The following is a 14,404-nucleotide window of genomic DNA, read 5'->3' on the forward strand; positions in this document are numbered from 1 at the left end:
CTCAGCCGGTATTCCCGGTTAAACGGAAGCTGCCCTGACTGCCAGTTGGCAGCGCCGCTGGCGAAATCTCTCGCAGAAATCCCCGCGTGGTGGAGCAGCGCACAGGCGAGGGCGTGTGCCTGGGTCGCAGATTCGCCGCCCGCGACGTCGGCAGAGAATTGCTGTTCCAGAAAGCCGGTGTGGGCATTGCCGGCCGCAAATACCGGGTGGTCGATAATCTGCTGTAAAAAGGCGCGATTGTTTTGCGGGCCCAACAGCTTTAACGCCCGCAATGCGTGCGACAGGCGACGGCGCGCCTCGTTGCGGTCCTTGCCCCACGCCATCAACTTGCCCAGCATCGGGTCGTAGTAAGGGGAAATGGTGACCCCTGTGGCCAGGGCGTGGTCGAAGCGGATCGCGGGCGGTGTACTTGCCATCGCTTTTTCACCGGCGAAACTGTCTTCCCACAACAGCACTTTTCCACTCTGGGGCAAGAAGTCGCGCTCCGGATCCTCGGCGTACAGGCGCACCTCGATGGCGTGGCCATTCAGTGCAATATCGTTCTGGCCGAGCGGCAATGATTCCCCGCGCGCGACGGCGAGCTGCCAGGCAACCAGATCTGTACCGGTGATCAGTTCGGTTACGCCGTGCTCAACCTGAAGGCGGGTGTTCATCTCCAGGAAATAAAACTGGCCCTCGCGGTCCAGGAGAAACTCCACCGTCCCGGCATTGGCATAACCGCAGGCTTGCGCGAGGGTCACAGCGGCTTCGCCCATGGCTTGGCGCAATGCGGGAGTCAGGATGGGGGAGGGCGCCTCTTCGACGATTTTCTGGTGTCTGCGCTGGATGGAGCAGTCCCTTTCGCCAAGATGAATACAGTTTCCCTGTTTGTCCGCAAAAACCTGGATTTCGATATGGCGGACTTCGGACAGTGCTTTCTCAAGGATAATTTCGTCGTTGCCGAAAGCTGAAATCGCCTCTTTTCTGGCCGATGTCAATTGCGCGCTGAAGTCGCTTCCACTGTGTACTACCCGCATTCCGCGCCCACCGCCGCCGGCGGCCGCTTTCAGCATTACCGGATAGCCGATCCGCTCAGCCTGTCGTTGTAGTTCGGCGGCTTCCTGAGAGCCTTCATAGCCCGGAATACAGGGCAAGCCTGCGGCAAGGGCAAAGTTTTTTGCCTGGCGCTTGTTGCCCATCAACTCGATCACGTCGGCAGAGGGGCCGATAAAACACAGTCCGGCCTCCTCGCATGCTCGTGCAAACTGTGCGTTTTCGGAGAGAAATCCATAGCCAGGGTGGATGCAGTCGGCTCCTGTGCGTTCGACGGCATCCAGTATCTTGCCGATGTCCAGATAGGACTCCTGCGGTGTGTTGCCACCAATCGGGACCGCCATGTCCGCGCCGGCAACATGGGCCGCATCCCGGTCCGCATCGCTGTAAATGGCTACCGTGCGGTACCCCTCCTGTCTGGCGGTACGCATGATTCGCAGGGCTATTTCGCCGCGGTTGGCGACCAGGAGCGTGGGCATGTGGTTTTCCTCGGGCTCGAATTGTTTATTGTTTTTTTCGCGAGGGCAGAATCCCCATCAACTTGCAGATGATGCCGAGCATCACTTCATCGGCGCCGCCACCGATGGCGGTCAGGCGCAGATCGCGATAGGCGCGATTGATCGCGGATTCTTCCATGTATCCCATGCCGCCCCAGTATTGCAGGCACTGGTCGGGGATGGTGCGGGTCAGGCGACCGGACTTGAGTTTGGCCATGGAGGCGAGGGTGGTGACATCTTCGCCATTCACATAGGATTCGATGGCGCGATACGTCAATGAGCGCAGGCATTCCACTTCGGTCTGCATTTCTGCCAGAGCAAAATGCACGCTCTGGTTGTTGAGCAGCGGTGCCCCGAATGCCTGACGTTCACGCACATAGTCAATCGTCGAGGAAACGCAGTTTTCCAGGCCTTTGAGGCTGAGCGCCGCACCGGCCAAGCGCTCTTCCTGAAATTGCAGCATCTGCAACAGGAAGCCGCTGCCTTCCTCGCCAATACGGTAGCGCTTGGGAACCCGCACATTGTCGAAAAATACCGGTGCGGTTTCCGAGGCGCGCATCCCCATCTTGTGCAGGGCGCTGCCGACGCGAACGCCGGGAGAATTGGCCGGGATGATCAGCAGGGATTTGTTGCTGTGGGCCTTTTCACCTCCGGTGTTTACCAGGGTGCAGAAAAAATCCGCACGCGGGGCGTTGGTGATCCACATCTTGCTGCCATTGACGATGTAGTCGTCACCGTCAGCTACCGCCGTGGTGGTGATGGCAGAGACATCTGAGCCGGCGCCCGGCTCGGAAACGGCGATCGATGCTATGGCATCGCCGCGGATGGCGGCGCTGAGGAATTCCTCCTGCAGTGCCTTGTCCGCAAAGCGGGCCAGCGCCGGCGTCGCCATGGATGTCTGCACCGAGATGGAAAGGGGCACACCTCCACAGTGTGCCGCGCCGAGTTCTTCCAGGAAGACGGCTTCGTAGCTGAAGTCCAATCCCATTCCGCCCAGCGCTTCGGGCTTGCTGATCCCCAGCAGGCCGAGTTCTCCGAGGCGCCGGAAAACTTCCTTGATGGGGAAACTTCCCGCGGCTTCCCACTCTTCCACATGGGGATTGAGTTCCTGCTCGACGAAGTTGCGCACGGTGCGCTGCAACTCGCGGTGCTCGTCAGTCAGTATCATGGCCGTCTTCCTGGGGTTGGGATGCTAGAACCGGGCTACGCCAAAGCTATTGCGCCGCAGGGTTATCTGGTCTGCTTCGGTACAGATGTCGAGCAGCTGGCCGAGCAGGGTGCGGGTATCGCGCGGATCGATGATGCCGTCGTCCCAAAGTCGCGCGGTGCAGGACAGCGCGTCGGACCCTGCCTCCATAAACTGGGCGGTATCCCGTTCAATCTTATCGAGCGTAGCTTCGTCAAGCTGATTGGCTTGGCGCATTTTCTGTTCGGTGACAATCCGCATCACTTTGCCGGCCTGGGCGGCACCCATGACTGCGGTGCGGGAATTCGGCCAGGCGAAAATAAAGCGCGGGTCGAATCCCCGTCCGCACATGGCGTAGTTGCCGGCACCGTAGGAGCCGCCAATCACGATACTTAGTTTTGGCACCTGTGCATTGGCCACCGCCTGAATCATTTTGGCACCGTGTTTGATAATGCCGTTCTGCTCCACTCTGGTGCCGACCATAAAGCCGGTGGTGTTATGCAAAAACAGTAGTGGTGTACCGCTCTGTTCGCACAGCTGGATAAATTGACCGGCCTTGTTGGCGCCATTCGGGGTGATGGGGCCATTGTTGCCGATGACTCCAACGGCGTGGCCGTGGATTCGAATATGGCCGCAGTAGGTCTGCTGATCAAATTCCGGCTTGAACGCCAGCGCCGCGGAGTCGTCTGCAATACGCGCGAGGATTTCCTCCACCCGATAGGGCTTGCGACTATCTGCGGGTACCACGCCCATCAGCTCGTCGGCGGGGTAGCGTGGCTCGCGCCAATGGACATGCGGTCTTTCAACCTGGGTTTGCGGCAGTGCGGCGATTATTTCCCGCGCAATCCGGATGCCGTCGCGGTCGTCTTCCGCCAGGTAATCCCCGGTGCCCGCCACACTGCAATGCAGTTCCGCGCCGCCCAGCTCTTCTTCGGTAGCGACTTCCCCGGTCGCGGCCTTGAGCAGCGGTGGTCCGGCGAGAAACATGCCGGACTGATCGCGCACCATGATCACGTAATCGGAAAGGCCGGGCTGATACGCACCTCCCGCGGTGGCATTGCCGTGAACGACCGTGATCTGGGGGATGCCCGCAGCGGACAGGCGGGCCTGATTGGCAAAGCCGCGGCCACCGGGGGCAAAGGTTTCATTGGCGTACATCAGGTTGGCGCCGCCGCTTTGCGCCAGGGTGATGAGCGGTAAGCGGTTTTCCAGTGCGATCTGCTGAATGCGCAGTGCCTTATCCATTCCCGCCGGTGAAATGGTGCCGCCTTTTACTGCGTAATTATCCACGCGCACAAGGCAGCGTCGCCCGCTTACCGTGCCGATCCCGCAGATCGCACCGCCACCTGCAGCGGTTCCGTCGCTGTCGTCGTAGAGTTTGTAGCCGGCCAGGGCGCAAAGCTCGATAAACGGTGCTCCCGCGTCCAGCAGGTGGCTGAGGCGTTCCCGGGGCATAAGTAAGCCACGCTGATGGTAGCGCTCAGCCTTATTGTTTTCGGTATCAACGATACGTTGTTGCGCCGTCTGGTATGTCGAGAGCGCGTGCTGCATGGCACAGCGGTTGTTCTCAAACTCTTCCGTCTTCGCGTTGATGTCTGAACAAATTGGCTGCACGGAATGGGCCTCGCTTGTGGAGTTACCGGTGCTGTTTTTAATAGGGCGGGTAACGGCCGCGTCTTGTCCGCTGTACTCCACCCCTGTTATGTGCCCAACGGTACCAAGCAAGCGCTTGGTTATCAATGGGGTGGCGCCCGATCCTTGTGCCGTGGCACTATCCAGTGTCTATTCCCTAGGGCTCTTGGCGAGACTCTTGGCGAGACTCTTGGCGAGACTCTTGGAAAGACCCTGAGCATTGAGGGTGTAAAACAGGCCTACATCTGGTGAGTACGGATGCAATTGACGTGAAAAATACTGGTGTGACGAGCAGCAATAACAAGCCGCAGAAAGAAAAACCGGCCCGGGCTGTGGGCAGCGTTGGACAGGCAAAATCTGCGGAAGACGCGACATTGGTCCGCGCACTGGTGTCGGCCGGGAGTATCAGCGATCCCGATGGGCCCCGGGGACGGTTGATTGGTGCCGCTGCCAGGCTGTTTCAGGACAAGGGTTTTGCCCTTACCACCGTGCGTGATATCGCCGCAGAAGTGGGCATTTTGTCCGGTAGTATTTTTCATCATGTGAAAAACAAGGAAGAGCTGCTGTGCGCCATCATGCTGGAGGTAACCCGACTGGCGAAGGCGCGGATGGCCGCTGCCGTCGAACGCCAGACGCATCCACGAGATCGCCTGCTGGCGTGCATCACATGTGAGCTTGAAGCCATCCACGGTCTGGCGGTACCGGGTTTCCCTATCCTGGTGACGGAGTGGCGATGTCTTTCTCCCGCGAACCAGGCCAAGGTATTGGCCGAGAGGGAGCAATATGAAGCCATCTGGCTGCAAGTGTTGGAACAGCGGCCGCCTGACTGCGGTATTGCGGACCCACAACTGGCGCGGAGACTGTTGCTGGGCGCACTTTCCCATACCCATAACTGGTTCAAGCCCCGCGGCCGGGGTTTGACGATGAAAACACTGGCGGAGCAAGCGCTATTGACGGTCTGGTCAAACTCTCATCACTGAAGGTTTGAGAAGCAGTAATTGCAGGTGGTGTGAATCCGGTCGCGTTTGCAAAATGAGTGATTGCTCGCACGATCGCCTGAGAACTAGTGCGCAATTAACCGGCGAGGATTCTTTTACTCTCTCGCAAATTCTGTGAACTCCCAATGTGGCCCGGGCTTCAACACCCCGTTTGCGCTATCCAGTAGAACAACAAGCGCGATGTGCCATCTGGGTCAGTACAGGGAGTCAGGCTGGCATTGTGCTGGTGTTTTTATTGGGGAGAGGGCAGACGTGGCGGGGCAGGATAAGTTTCAGATTGTGTCGGCTGGCAAAGTCCTACAGGCGAAAAAGCCGGATGAAGTGCTTGTAGGCATCGCCAGAGCGTTTTCCATTCCCACCGAGCAGGCGCGAAAGCTGTTCGTGAAAGGCTGGGTGATCAAGGACCAGTTATCGCCTGGACAGGTGGTGCAGTACCGCACCCAGCTGCAGCAGATCGGCTTGAAGGTCGAGGTCCATCCCGCCGGCAAATTCGATAACCGCGCCATCCTCGCGCGGATTCAGTTCGCCCGTCAGCGCAAGGCAAAGATGAATCCCGCGGCAGCGCCAACCCCGCAAGTCGCTGCCGCGCAAACAGCAGGTCTGCAAACAAAAGATCAGCAGACCAGAGCTCCGCAACCGAAACCGGCCCAAGCCACAACATCGGACAAGCAAAAAACGAAGGCCAGCTTCACTGCACAGGACCTGCCGGACAATCTCAACCAGGACAAATCTCACAAGAAAAATAATAGGGAGTCGGCCCAGTCCCGGGACGTGAGTGTGGCATCCGGCGCCCGCGCCCAGCTGGAGGCACTGTTTCATCCGGGGGAAAAGCCGGCATTCGACGGCGCCCTTGTCCGGCTGGCCATGCTCCCGGTGATGCTCAGTGCTGCGCTGGTACCAGCACTGTTCGGCCTGTTGCTGCTGTTCTTTGTGTACCAGGCCGCATTGGCACTGTGGGCGCTGCCTGCGGCCGTTATCGCGGGCGATTTTGGCATTGCCACGGTAGTCGGCATGCTGGTAAAGCTGTCGATACTGGGCATCGTCGCCGCGTTGGTGCTGGTTCCCTATTTCTTCCCGCAAAAGTCTTCGGTTAATGGCGTGGCCGCTGGCGAGCGCCTGTGCAAGCAGGATGCCCCGGGGTTGTTTCTGTTACTCGAGGTGCTGCAGCAAAAATCTGGCCTGGGGATTGCCGCCAAGCTGGCGGGCCCCCGCAACCTGTCCGCAGCCAGTGCCACCACCGGTACGCTGGTGGAAGTACTGCCGGGTGCCGAAGTACTGGTGCAAAAAGGCGGAGCCGGACAGTTGAAACTGTCTCTGGGGCTCGCTGCAGTGGCCGGCCTGAACGGGGGCGATGTGCTGGCGTTGATAGCCAGGGCTATGTCCGGGTTTCAAGGCCGTTGGATCAAGCTAGCCACAGGGCTGGCGCTGACGCCTGCGCAGCGACTGCAGCAGATGCAGGAGGCCATGGAGCAGGAAGTGACTCTGCTCAGCGCCAGGGGCGAGCCGGCAAAAATACTACAGCCCCTGCACCGTCTGCTGGCCATGTGCGGGCTGGCACTGGCGCCGGTCGCCGATCGTTTGCTCAGATTACACCGTACCGCCAGCGCGCCCCTTGCCAGGCAGCTGGAGGCCCGCGCCGATCGCGCTGCTGCTCAGATTGTTGGCAGTGAGGCGTTTGCCGCCTTTGCCGAGCGCTGGAACCAGTTGGTGCATGCAGATCTGGTGTGCGGCGAGATCAATCGCGAAGCGCAGCTGGTGGGTAAAAGGCTGGCCAATGTGCCGCAGGCGGTGCGCTGGCTGCGTAATAACCTCGATGAGCAAACCCGCACCAGTATCGAAATGGCGATGGCGGAGGCGACGGATTGCTGGAATCCGTCGGAGCCGGCCGGGCACGAGCGTATCGCCGCGGTCGAGGGGCGCACCCTCAACCCGCTGTTACAGCGCGGGGACTTTTCCCTGCAGAAACTATTCGTGGATTTTGATGGCCTGTGTGTGAGAGCCAGCCGCCTCGGCACGGACGACAGCTGCCGCGCGGTGGAAAATCACCTGCTGCTCACCGCCAGTCGCGAGACCGAGGAGGCCCAGCTGATACTGACTGAGTATTTCAACCGGGTGATTCCACGGGAGTTCCTGCCAAATATCGAACCGGCCAATGCGGAGCTGACAGAGCTGGATTTGCAGCAGACCATTGACTGGCTGCGCAGCCGCCTGGTGGATCTGCAGGATCTGGATAAGCGCCTCGCGCAACTGCAGCTGCGCGGTGCCCGCATCCAGTTGGGTGTGGCGCTGGTGCGTGCCAATGTACGCATCGACCCGCGCCGCTACCACCTGGTTGGCACCACGCCGTCCGCGGCAGAGGAGTCCCGCAAGGACAACAAGGTACGGATTCAGGAGTGCCAGCAGCAGCGTCAGCAGATGCATGCAATGTTCTTCCAGCGTATCCGCAAAACCGTCGCGGCGATGGATGCGTCCGAGCGCTCCACGGCCGGGGCGCTGTTGTCCCGGCTCGCGGGGTACGAGCAGCTGCGGGAGCCGCTCAACGGGCTTGAGCGCTCCGGCGACCTGGTGTGCGAAATGATCGAGCAGCTCTCCAGTGGCGAACTGCCGATGGCGCTGCTGCAAAAGTATCCGCAGCTGGCGGTGCAGCAAATCCGCCAAGTGCACCAGGTTGCCGCGGGCAACGCGGGCCTGCTGGCCGATGATTTACTGGAGAAACTGGCCGCGTGCGGAGAAGGGGAGGTGGCCATTGCCGCGAACAACCGCTCCGGCGAGCTTATCAGTCAGCTGCAGGCGCTGGAGCTGCGCTGCAAGCACGCGAGCGCGGTGGTGCACGAGGGCTATCAGGTACGGCTCGCACGTCTGCTGGCAATGTGCCTGGCGCAAGAGAAGCGCCAGAATATTAAGCCGCTGCGCCTGGTCGCGGTTATCTGACCTGGAAGTGGCCGGGCTTTATCCCCCGGCCAGTTTGACCTTGTAGTTTTTGGTTTCAAGCAGCGCCTTGATCTCGTCGCGCTTGTCCCCCTGGATTTCGATCACGCCGTCTTTCAGCGCGCCGCCACAGCCGCAGCGCTTCTTAAGTTCTGCCAGCAGTAGCTTGAGTTCACTGTCGGTACCTTCTACACCCCGCACACAGGTCACCCCTTTGCCCTTGCGGCCCTTGGTTTCCCGCTGCACCCGCACAATGCCATCGCCCTGATGGCGTTTCTCGGCCTGCGGCTCCTCTTTGATACGGCCGCGATCTGTGGAATAGACAAGTCGGTTTTTGTCGCTCATGGGGCTGGTCGTACTTCGATAATTGGCGGGCAAGGATAGCGAAGCAGGAGAGCTGGTTAAAGAGGGGCTGATGTTTATAAGGTTGAGAGAGTAGGGGCGGGTTCGGCTAGAATGTCATCGTTTGCTTCCGCCAATAAGGAATAGAGGGAATGGCGCTGACAGGAGCCCGCAAGTGGCTGAACGAAGTCATTTTCGGAACCGATACCCCTGCGGGTAAATATTTTGACGTTGTATTGATCTGGACCATTCTGTTCAGCGTTGTGCTGGTGCTGCTGGCATCGGTGGAGAGCTGGTGGGTGCGCTACGGTGACATATTTTTCGCGCTGGAATGGTTCTTTACCGCGCTGTTTACCGTGGAGTACCTGACGCGGATCTACTGCGCGCGGGACCGCCGTTCTTACATATTCAGTTTTTACGGCCTCGTAGACCTGCTGGCCATCCTGCCGAGTTACCTGGCACTAATGTATACCGGCGCCACCTATCTGATGGTGATCCGGTTGCTGCGTGTGCTGCGGATCTTCCGGGTCCTCAAGCTGGTGCGCTACCTGAGCGATGCCAATCTGCTGGTGCGCTCCCTGTGGCAGGCGCGGCGGCGGATTCTGGTGTTCTACGCCAGCGTGCTGGTGCTGTGCATCATTTTTGGCAGTGTGATGTTTATTGTGGAGGGGCCACAAAACGGCTTCACCAGTATTCCCAAGAGTATCTACTGGACCATCGTCACCATCACTACCGTGGGTTTCGGGGATATCACCCCGCATACGGCGTGGGGGCAGGCCATCGCGTCGATGACCATGCTGATCGGTTACTCCATCATTGCCGTGCCCACCGGGATCGTCACTGCAGAGCTGGCCCATGAATTGGGGCGGGAAAAACAGCTGGCCCGCTGCCACAACTGTGGCCGCGCCGGTCACGATGCCGACTCGGAGTTCTGCAAGCACTGTGGCTACAAGCTCGAGGACTTTGAGCCCACTCCCGGCGACTGACCGCCTGCGTCTGCTACACAGGTTCCTTAACAGCCCCCCGGCTATCCGCTATCCTTGCGCCCCGTTTGACCGGCAACACCGCGGGCGCGTCCCCCGGTCTGCCCCTACCTATCTGATACCGGACCTTAGCCCTATGGATATTCAGGGATACTGCGCACCGGGCTTCGAAGCCCTGTACGACGCCTTTGCCAGCAACTTTCTCGAACATGGGGACGTGGGTGCGTCGTTTTGTGCCGTTCAGCGCGGCGAGGTTATAGCCTCCCTGTGGGCCGGCAGTGCGGACCGCGATGGTACACAGGCGTACGAGGAGGATACCCTCGCCAACGTTTTTTCCTGCTCCAAAGGTGTGCTCGCCCTGATTGCCCTGCAGCAGGTCGCCGCGGGCAAGCTCGACCTCGATCTGCCGGTGGCCCACTACTGGCCAGAATTTGCCGCCGCGGGCAAGGGGGGAATTACCGGTCGCCAGTTGCTGTGCCACCGCTCGGGGGTAATAGCGTTTCGGGAGAAGGTTGCCGACAACCTGATCTATGACTGGGACGCGGCATTGCAGCAGGTAGCGGTCACCGAGCCCTGGTGGGCGCCGGGTTCACGCCAGGGCTATGCGCCGTTCCTGTACGGCTGGACCCTGGGCGGCCTGATCGAAAAGGCCAGCGGCCAGCCACTGATGTCGTTGTACCGCGAGGGCGTGGCGGAACCGCTGGCCCTGGACGGCGGCTTCGGTGCGCTGGGGCACCGCTCTGCGAACATCGCCGATGTGGGCCCGTTGAAAAAGCCGCTGCCGGAACTGCGCGACAACGCCATTGGTCGCTCCATCAAGGAGGACCGCCAGGGCCCGGTTGCCACCGCGTTTACCAATCCCGTCACCCTGATGATGGGCACTAACGGTGACCAGTGGCGCGGTGCGCTGATCCCCGCCGCCAACGGGCATTTCAGCGCGCGGGATCTGGCGACCGTCTATGGCGATCTGGCTAGCGAGGACCCGACGCTGTTGCCGGCAGACTTGCTGCGGGCGTCGACCGTGGAGCAGAGCCGCGGCCAGGACGCGATCCTGCAGGCCGAGGTGGCTTTTGCCTGTGGCTTTATTAAATCCGCCGAGGCCGGGGACCTGTATTTCGGCAGCCCCGCAGGCTTCGGGCACCCCGGCGCCGGCGGTAGTGTCGGCTTTGCCGATCCGCAGCAGGAGTTGGGTTTTGGCTATGTCACATCACGAATGGGCCAGAGTCTGTTTATGGACCAGCGCGCGGTGGGGCTGATGCAATGCCTCTACCGCTTACTGTAATTGCCGGATTATCAGAACGAGGTAGAGAACATGAGCGACGAAATAGCGCGCCTTAATGCGCGGGTAGACGAACTGGAAACCCGGCTCGCCTTCCAGGAGGACACCCTGACCCAGCTCAATGATGTGATCGCGGCGCAGGACGCACAGCTGCGTGCGCTGGTGGGGCGGATGTCGGACATGGCGGAAAAGTACCAGGACCTCAGCTATGAAATGCAGAAGGGACTGAAGCCGGGGGAAGAAAGGCCGCCTCACTATTGAGCAATAGCGTTCGCGATTCCTTGTGCCGGTGCCCGCCGCGTCCTCGAAAAGGGGCGGGCAGATTGCCTGCCACCACCCCGGCCGCCATCACCAAATTGTCACCCCTGGTGGGTATGCTTGCCACGCAGCGCGTTTTTCCACGCGGATTTCTGGAATTTTTCAAAATTCCCGTTCTTATCCCCCAGTCAAGCCTTGACAAGTTTTTTTCCACATGCCGGTACAGCCTGTGGGTAGCTGTGTATACAGCCGCCAAGTTGGTACGGAAAAAAGTGTATTTCTCGTAAAGTACTGATTTTTAAGGGGTAAAAGTGCGGGGCCAAAAAGTGCGCAAATTGCTGGGGGCGAGAGACGACGCCGGCTGAGGTCCACTTTTGCCACTTCATGCACAGAGTTATCCACAGATCTTGTGGAAGAAGCCATTACACCCAATTACACGGAAATGGCCTGTCGACCGGATTAACCACCGCCGAATGTTTCCCAGAGAAACGAATTTCGGGTTTGCGAGCGGCGGAACCAAATGGAATCTCGAAGACGTCAAATTTGGGATCTGTGCCGTAGACCTAAGGGGACTTTGCGCATAGTCTTCGTGCCCAAGGCGAATGCGGTTCAGCTTCCAGTCAGATAACCGAAGCGATACTGCATCCAACAGCCGTTTTCTCACCCGATATCAGTAAAAGCGTTAGGAGAAGCTTAAATGAAAAAATGGGTAGCAATTCTTGCCCTGGGTTCACTGGTAGGTTGTACCACTCTGGATCCCTACACTCAGGAAAGTAAAACCAGCAATGCCGCCAAAGGCGCAGGTGCTGGTGCGGTAGCTGGTGCCATCATTGGTGCCGCCACTGCCAGCAAGAGCGATCGCAAGAAAGGCGCCATCACCGGTGCCCTAGGTGGCGCAGCCATCGGCGGCGGTGTCGGTTACTACATGGACCGCCAGGAAATGGCGCTGCGCCAGAAGCTGGAAGGCACCGGTGTTCGAGTTCAGCGTGAAGGCGACAATATCCGCCTGATCATGCCGGGCAACATCACCTTCCCGACCAGTGGCTACGATATCCGCACCGATTTCTACGACACTCTGGATTCCGTGGTACTGGTGCTGAACGAGTTCGACAAGACCGCGATCCGTGTCAGTGGCCACACCGACAGCACCGGTTCTGATGTAACCAACCAGACCCTGAGCGAGCGTCGCGCCCAGTCCGTTGCCAACTTCTTCAGCACCCGTGGCGTTGCCGCTGGTCGCGTGCAGGCCGTTGGCTATGGCGAGCGTTACCCGATCGCCAGCAACGACAACGACGCCGGCCGCCAGGCCAACCGTCGTGTAGAACTGGAACTGCTCCCGCTGCAGTAACAGAGACAAAAGAGGGCGCTTCGGCGCCCTTTTTTATTGTTGATTTCGATGCCATGGAAGATGAAAGAGATCGAGAAAAGGGAAGCGCGTTGAACGATCCAGTCAGAAATTCAATCATCAGCGTAGCGCGCTGGTTCACCTTGCTTACGGTAGCGGCGATTGCCACTGGCTGTGCCGGCAAGCGTATCTCCGATGCCGCGCTGCATGCGGGCAACCCTGAAGCCCGCGCTGCGACGATCGAGGCACCGCAGGATAGCGGCGACACCCCGGTGATGGATGAAGCCCTGTCCGTGCGTATCGCCGAGGCCGAGCTGGTGGCGAAAGTCCGTATTACCGGTGTACACCGGATGATCGACCATGCGCTGTCAGAGCCGGGGATGATGGCGATACTCGGCTATGTCTATTCCGGCGTGGCAGAAAAGGTGTGGAAGGGGGAGTCCGCGAGGCTGTTGGCGTTCCGGCTGACCCTGGATGACTGTGAGGAAAGGCTCAATGAGGGCGAGCAGTACCTGATTTTTGCGCAAGCCGACGCCGAAGGGCGCTTGCAACTGGCGAGCTGCGAGGCGGCGGTTGCCGGTGCCGAGGCGGGCAATTTACTGGTGCAGCTGGATCGCTACGGGCAGGGGTGATGGCGTTAATCTGCTCGGCGCAGTGCAAAGCCGTGGCACGAATTTCGGCTGCGGATAGATCACTCCCAAATAACCCCATAGGGCTTAATAGCAATTAATACTTATTTTCGGGAACAATGTTCCTTGAAGTGTGGCAATTGAAGATTATTCTTACCAGTATTGGCGTCGACTTCTTCCGCAATCGCGTATTCTGCGAATTCCGTTGTGGCGCCGATCGGTAACGACAGGGCAAATTGCTACCGCGTCATTCGACACAATGGGTATGTATTTGCCCAACTCGTTCTGAATCCTGCACAACCGACCAGGGGTCATTGGGTATATGAAAAGATTACTGTTACCACTGATTATTCTGCTGCTGATCATCGGCTATTTCATGGCGAAGAAATCGGACCACACTGTGGACGGCGACTACGACAAACTTGAAAAGCCCCCGGCTGAAAGCACCACACCGATGCCGGACTCCTCAACGCCGCCGGCTATGGATTCCGAGCCCACCATGCCACAGGATGATGACGACGTGGCGCCTATCACCGATGAACCGCAGACTTCGGACAGTTTGAGAAACGAAGCCGAGAAAGCGGGTGAGGCGATCAAAGATGCGGCGGAAGAAACCGGTGATGTCATCAAGGGTGCCGCCGAGGATGCCGGTGAAGCAATCAAGGACGCCGGTGACGCGACCAAAGATGCCGCCGAAGATGCCATGGACAAACTCCGCGGTGAAGACAAAACCGAAGACGAGCCCCAGCAGTAAACGCGAAATCCTCTCGGTGGCCGGCGCGATGAGTATGTAGCGGGCCGCAACAACTGCTGGAAAGTGAAAAAGGCCGCGATTTGCTCGCGGCCTTTTTTCTTTCCGGTACCGCCATTCTTTTCTAGGCTTGAGGGAGTAGTAACCAAATCCTGAGCGCCGATGATCGAGCACAGCTGGCATCACGACCACGATATTCTGGAAATCCGACCGGTGGCGGAATTGAAGCCCGCCGAGTTTCGCGCGCTGGCGGCGCAGGTGGACCCGGTTATCTGCCAGCACGGTTACCTGCAGGGCATACTGATTGATGCACGCCACTTTCGCGGCTGGCAGAATTTCGCCGCACTGGTTTCACACTGCGTTTTTACCCGCAACCAGCACCGCCACCTGCACCGTATTGCGGTGCTCTCCGACAACACTCTGCTTGGCTTTATGCCGCAGATCGTGAACCATTTCGTCGCCGCAGAAGTGCGCCCGTTTCCCGCAGAAGACAGCGAATTCGCGCTGGAATGGCTGCTCCATCCCGGTTAAATTCCCCGCTTTG

At 59.4% G+C, this 14,404-nt stretch carries 13 protein-coding genes; 9 read left to right on the forward strand and 4 right to left on the reverse strand.

What is annotated here, in order from left to right; translation table 11 throughout:
- The 3 genes from VIL80_RS06565 to VIL80_RS06575 form a co-directional block, all read right to left on the reverse strand.
- Positions 1 to 1,511, reverse strand: a 1,511-nt coding sequence (locus tag VIL80_RS06565) for an acetyl-CoA carboxylase biotin carboxylase subunit (protein ID WP_332035323.1), incomplete at its 3' end; no start/stop codon positions are given.
- Positions 1,512 to 1,536: 25 nt separating this feature from the next.
- The gene (locus tag VIL80_RS06570; RefSeq protein WP_332035324.1) at positions 1,537 to 2,697 is read right to left on the reverse strand and encodes an acyl-CoA dehydrogenase family protein; all 1,161 of its coding nucleotides are present in this window, start codon (positions 2,695 to 2,697) and stop codon (positions 1,537 to 1,539) included.
- 24 nt (positions 2,698 to 2,721) lie between these two features.
- A complete protein-coding gene (locus tag VIL80_RS06575; RefSeq protein WP_332035325.1) occupies positions 2,722 to 4,329 on the reverse strand; it encodes an acyl-CoA carboxylase subunit beta in 1,608 nt (535 codons plus the stop codon).
- A gap of 287 nt (positions 4,330 to 4,616) precedes the next feature.
- Here VIL80_RS06575 and VIL80_RS06580 point away from each other — a divergent pair, with 287 nt between their 5' ends.
- Entirely contained in the window at positions 4,617 to 5,327 is a 711-nt protein-coding gene (locus tag VIL80_RS06580; protein WP_332035326.1) for a TetR/AcrR family transcriptional regulator, read from the forward strand.
- A 297-nt stretch (positions 5,328 to 5,624) separates the two neighbouring features.
- On the forward strand, positions 5,625 to 8,276 hold the full coding sequence (locus tag VIL80_RS06585) for a hypothetical protein (protein ID WP_332035327.1): 2,652 nt from the start codon (positions 5,625 to 5,627) through the stop codon (positions 8,274 to 8,276).
- A gap of 18 nt (positions 8,277 to 8,294) precedes the next feature.
- Here the strand turns inward: VIL80_RS06585 and yciH are convergent, their stop codons facing one another.
- Positions 8,295 to 8,618 carry a stress response translation initiation inhibitor YciH gene (gene yciH, locus VIL80_RS06590; protein ID WP_332035328.1) on the reverse strand — a complete coding sequence of 108 codons (324 nt, stop codon included), beginning with the start codon at positions 8,616 to 8,618 and terminating at the stop codon, positions 8,295 to 8,297.
- Between the two features lie 149 nt (positions 8,619 to 8,767).
- On the opposite strand from yciH, the gene VIL80_RS06595 reads away from it, so the two are divergent.
- The 7 genes from VIL80_RS06595 (at position 8,768) to VIL80_RS06625 (ending at position 14,391) form a co-directional block, all read left to right on the forward strand.
- Positions 8,768 to 9,601, forward strand: a complete 834-nt coding sequence (locus VIL80_RS06595) for an ion transporter (RefSeq protein WP_332035329.1) — start codon at positions 8,768 to 8,770, stop codon at positions 9,599 to 9,601.
- Between the two features lie 133 nt (positions 9,602 to 9,734).
- Entirely contained in the window at positions 9,735 to 10,880 is a 1,146-nt protein-coding gene (locus VIL80_RS06600; protein WP_332035330.1) for a serine hydrolase domain-containing protein, read from the forward strand.
- A gap of 30 nt (positions 10,881 to 10,910) precedes the next feature.
- Positions 10,911 to 11,138 (forward strand): SlyX family protein, encoded by a 228-nt coding sequence (locus VIL80_RS06605; protein ID WP_332035331.1) that lies wholly within the window; start codon positions 10,911 to 10,913, stop codon positions 11,136 to 11,138.
- A gap of 694 nt (positions 11,139 to 11,832) precedes the next feature.
- Positions 11,833 to 12,483 carry a YiaD family glycine zipper/OmpA-like lipoprotein gene (locus tag VIL80_RS06610; protein WP_318954267.1) on the forward strand — a complete coding sequence of 217 codons (651 nt, stop codon included), beginning with the start codon at positions 11,833 to 11,835 and terminating at the stop codon, positions 12,481 to 12,483.
- Positions 12,484 to 12,572: 89 nt separating this feature from the next.
- Positions 12,573 to 13,112, forward strand: coding sequence for a hypothetical protein (locus VIL80_RS06615; protein WP_332035332.1), 540 nt, complete (start codon positions 12,573 to 12,575; stop codon positions 13,110 to 13,112).
- 319 nt (positions 13,113 to 13,431) lie between these two features.
- On the forward strand, positions 13,432 to 13,863 hold the full coding sequence (locus tag VIL80_RS06620; RefSeq protein ID WP_332035333.1) for a hypothetical protein: 432 nt from the start codon (positions 13,432 to 13,434) through the stop codon (positions 13,861 to 13,863).
- Positions 13,864 to 14,022: 159 nt separating this feature from the next.
- On the forward strand, positions 14,023 to 14,391 hold the full coding sequence (locus VIL80_RS06625) for a SpoIIAA family protein (RefSeq protein ID WP_332035334.1): 369 nt from the start codon (positions 14,023 to 14,025) through the stop codon (positions 14,389 to 14,391).
- Positions 14,392 to 14,404: the final 13 nt, after the last annotated feature.

Origin of the sequence: Microbulbifer sp. (assembly GCF_036563125.1) — a bacterium.
Lineage (GTDB): Bacteria > Pseudomonadota > Gammaproteobacteria > Pseudomonadales > Cellvibrionaceae > Microbulbifer.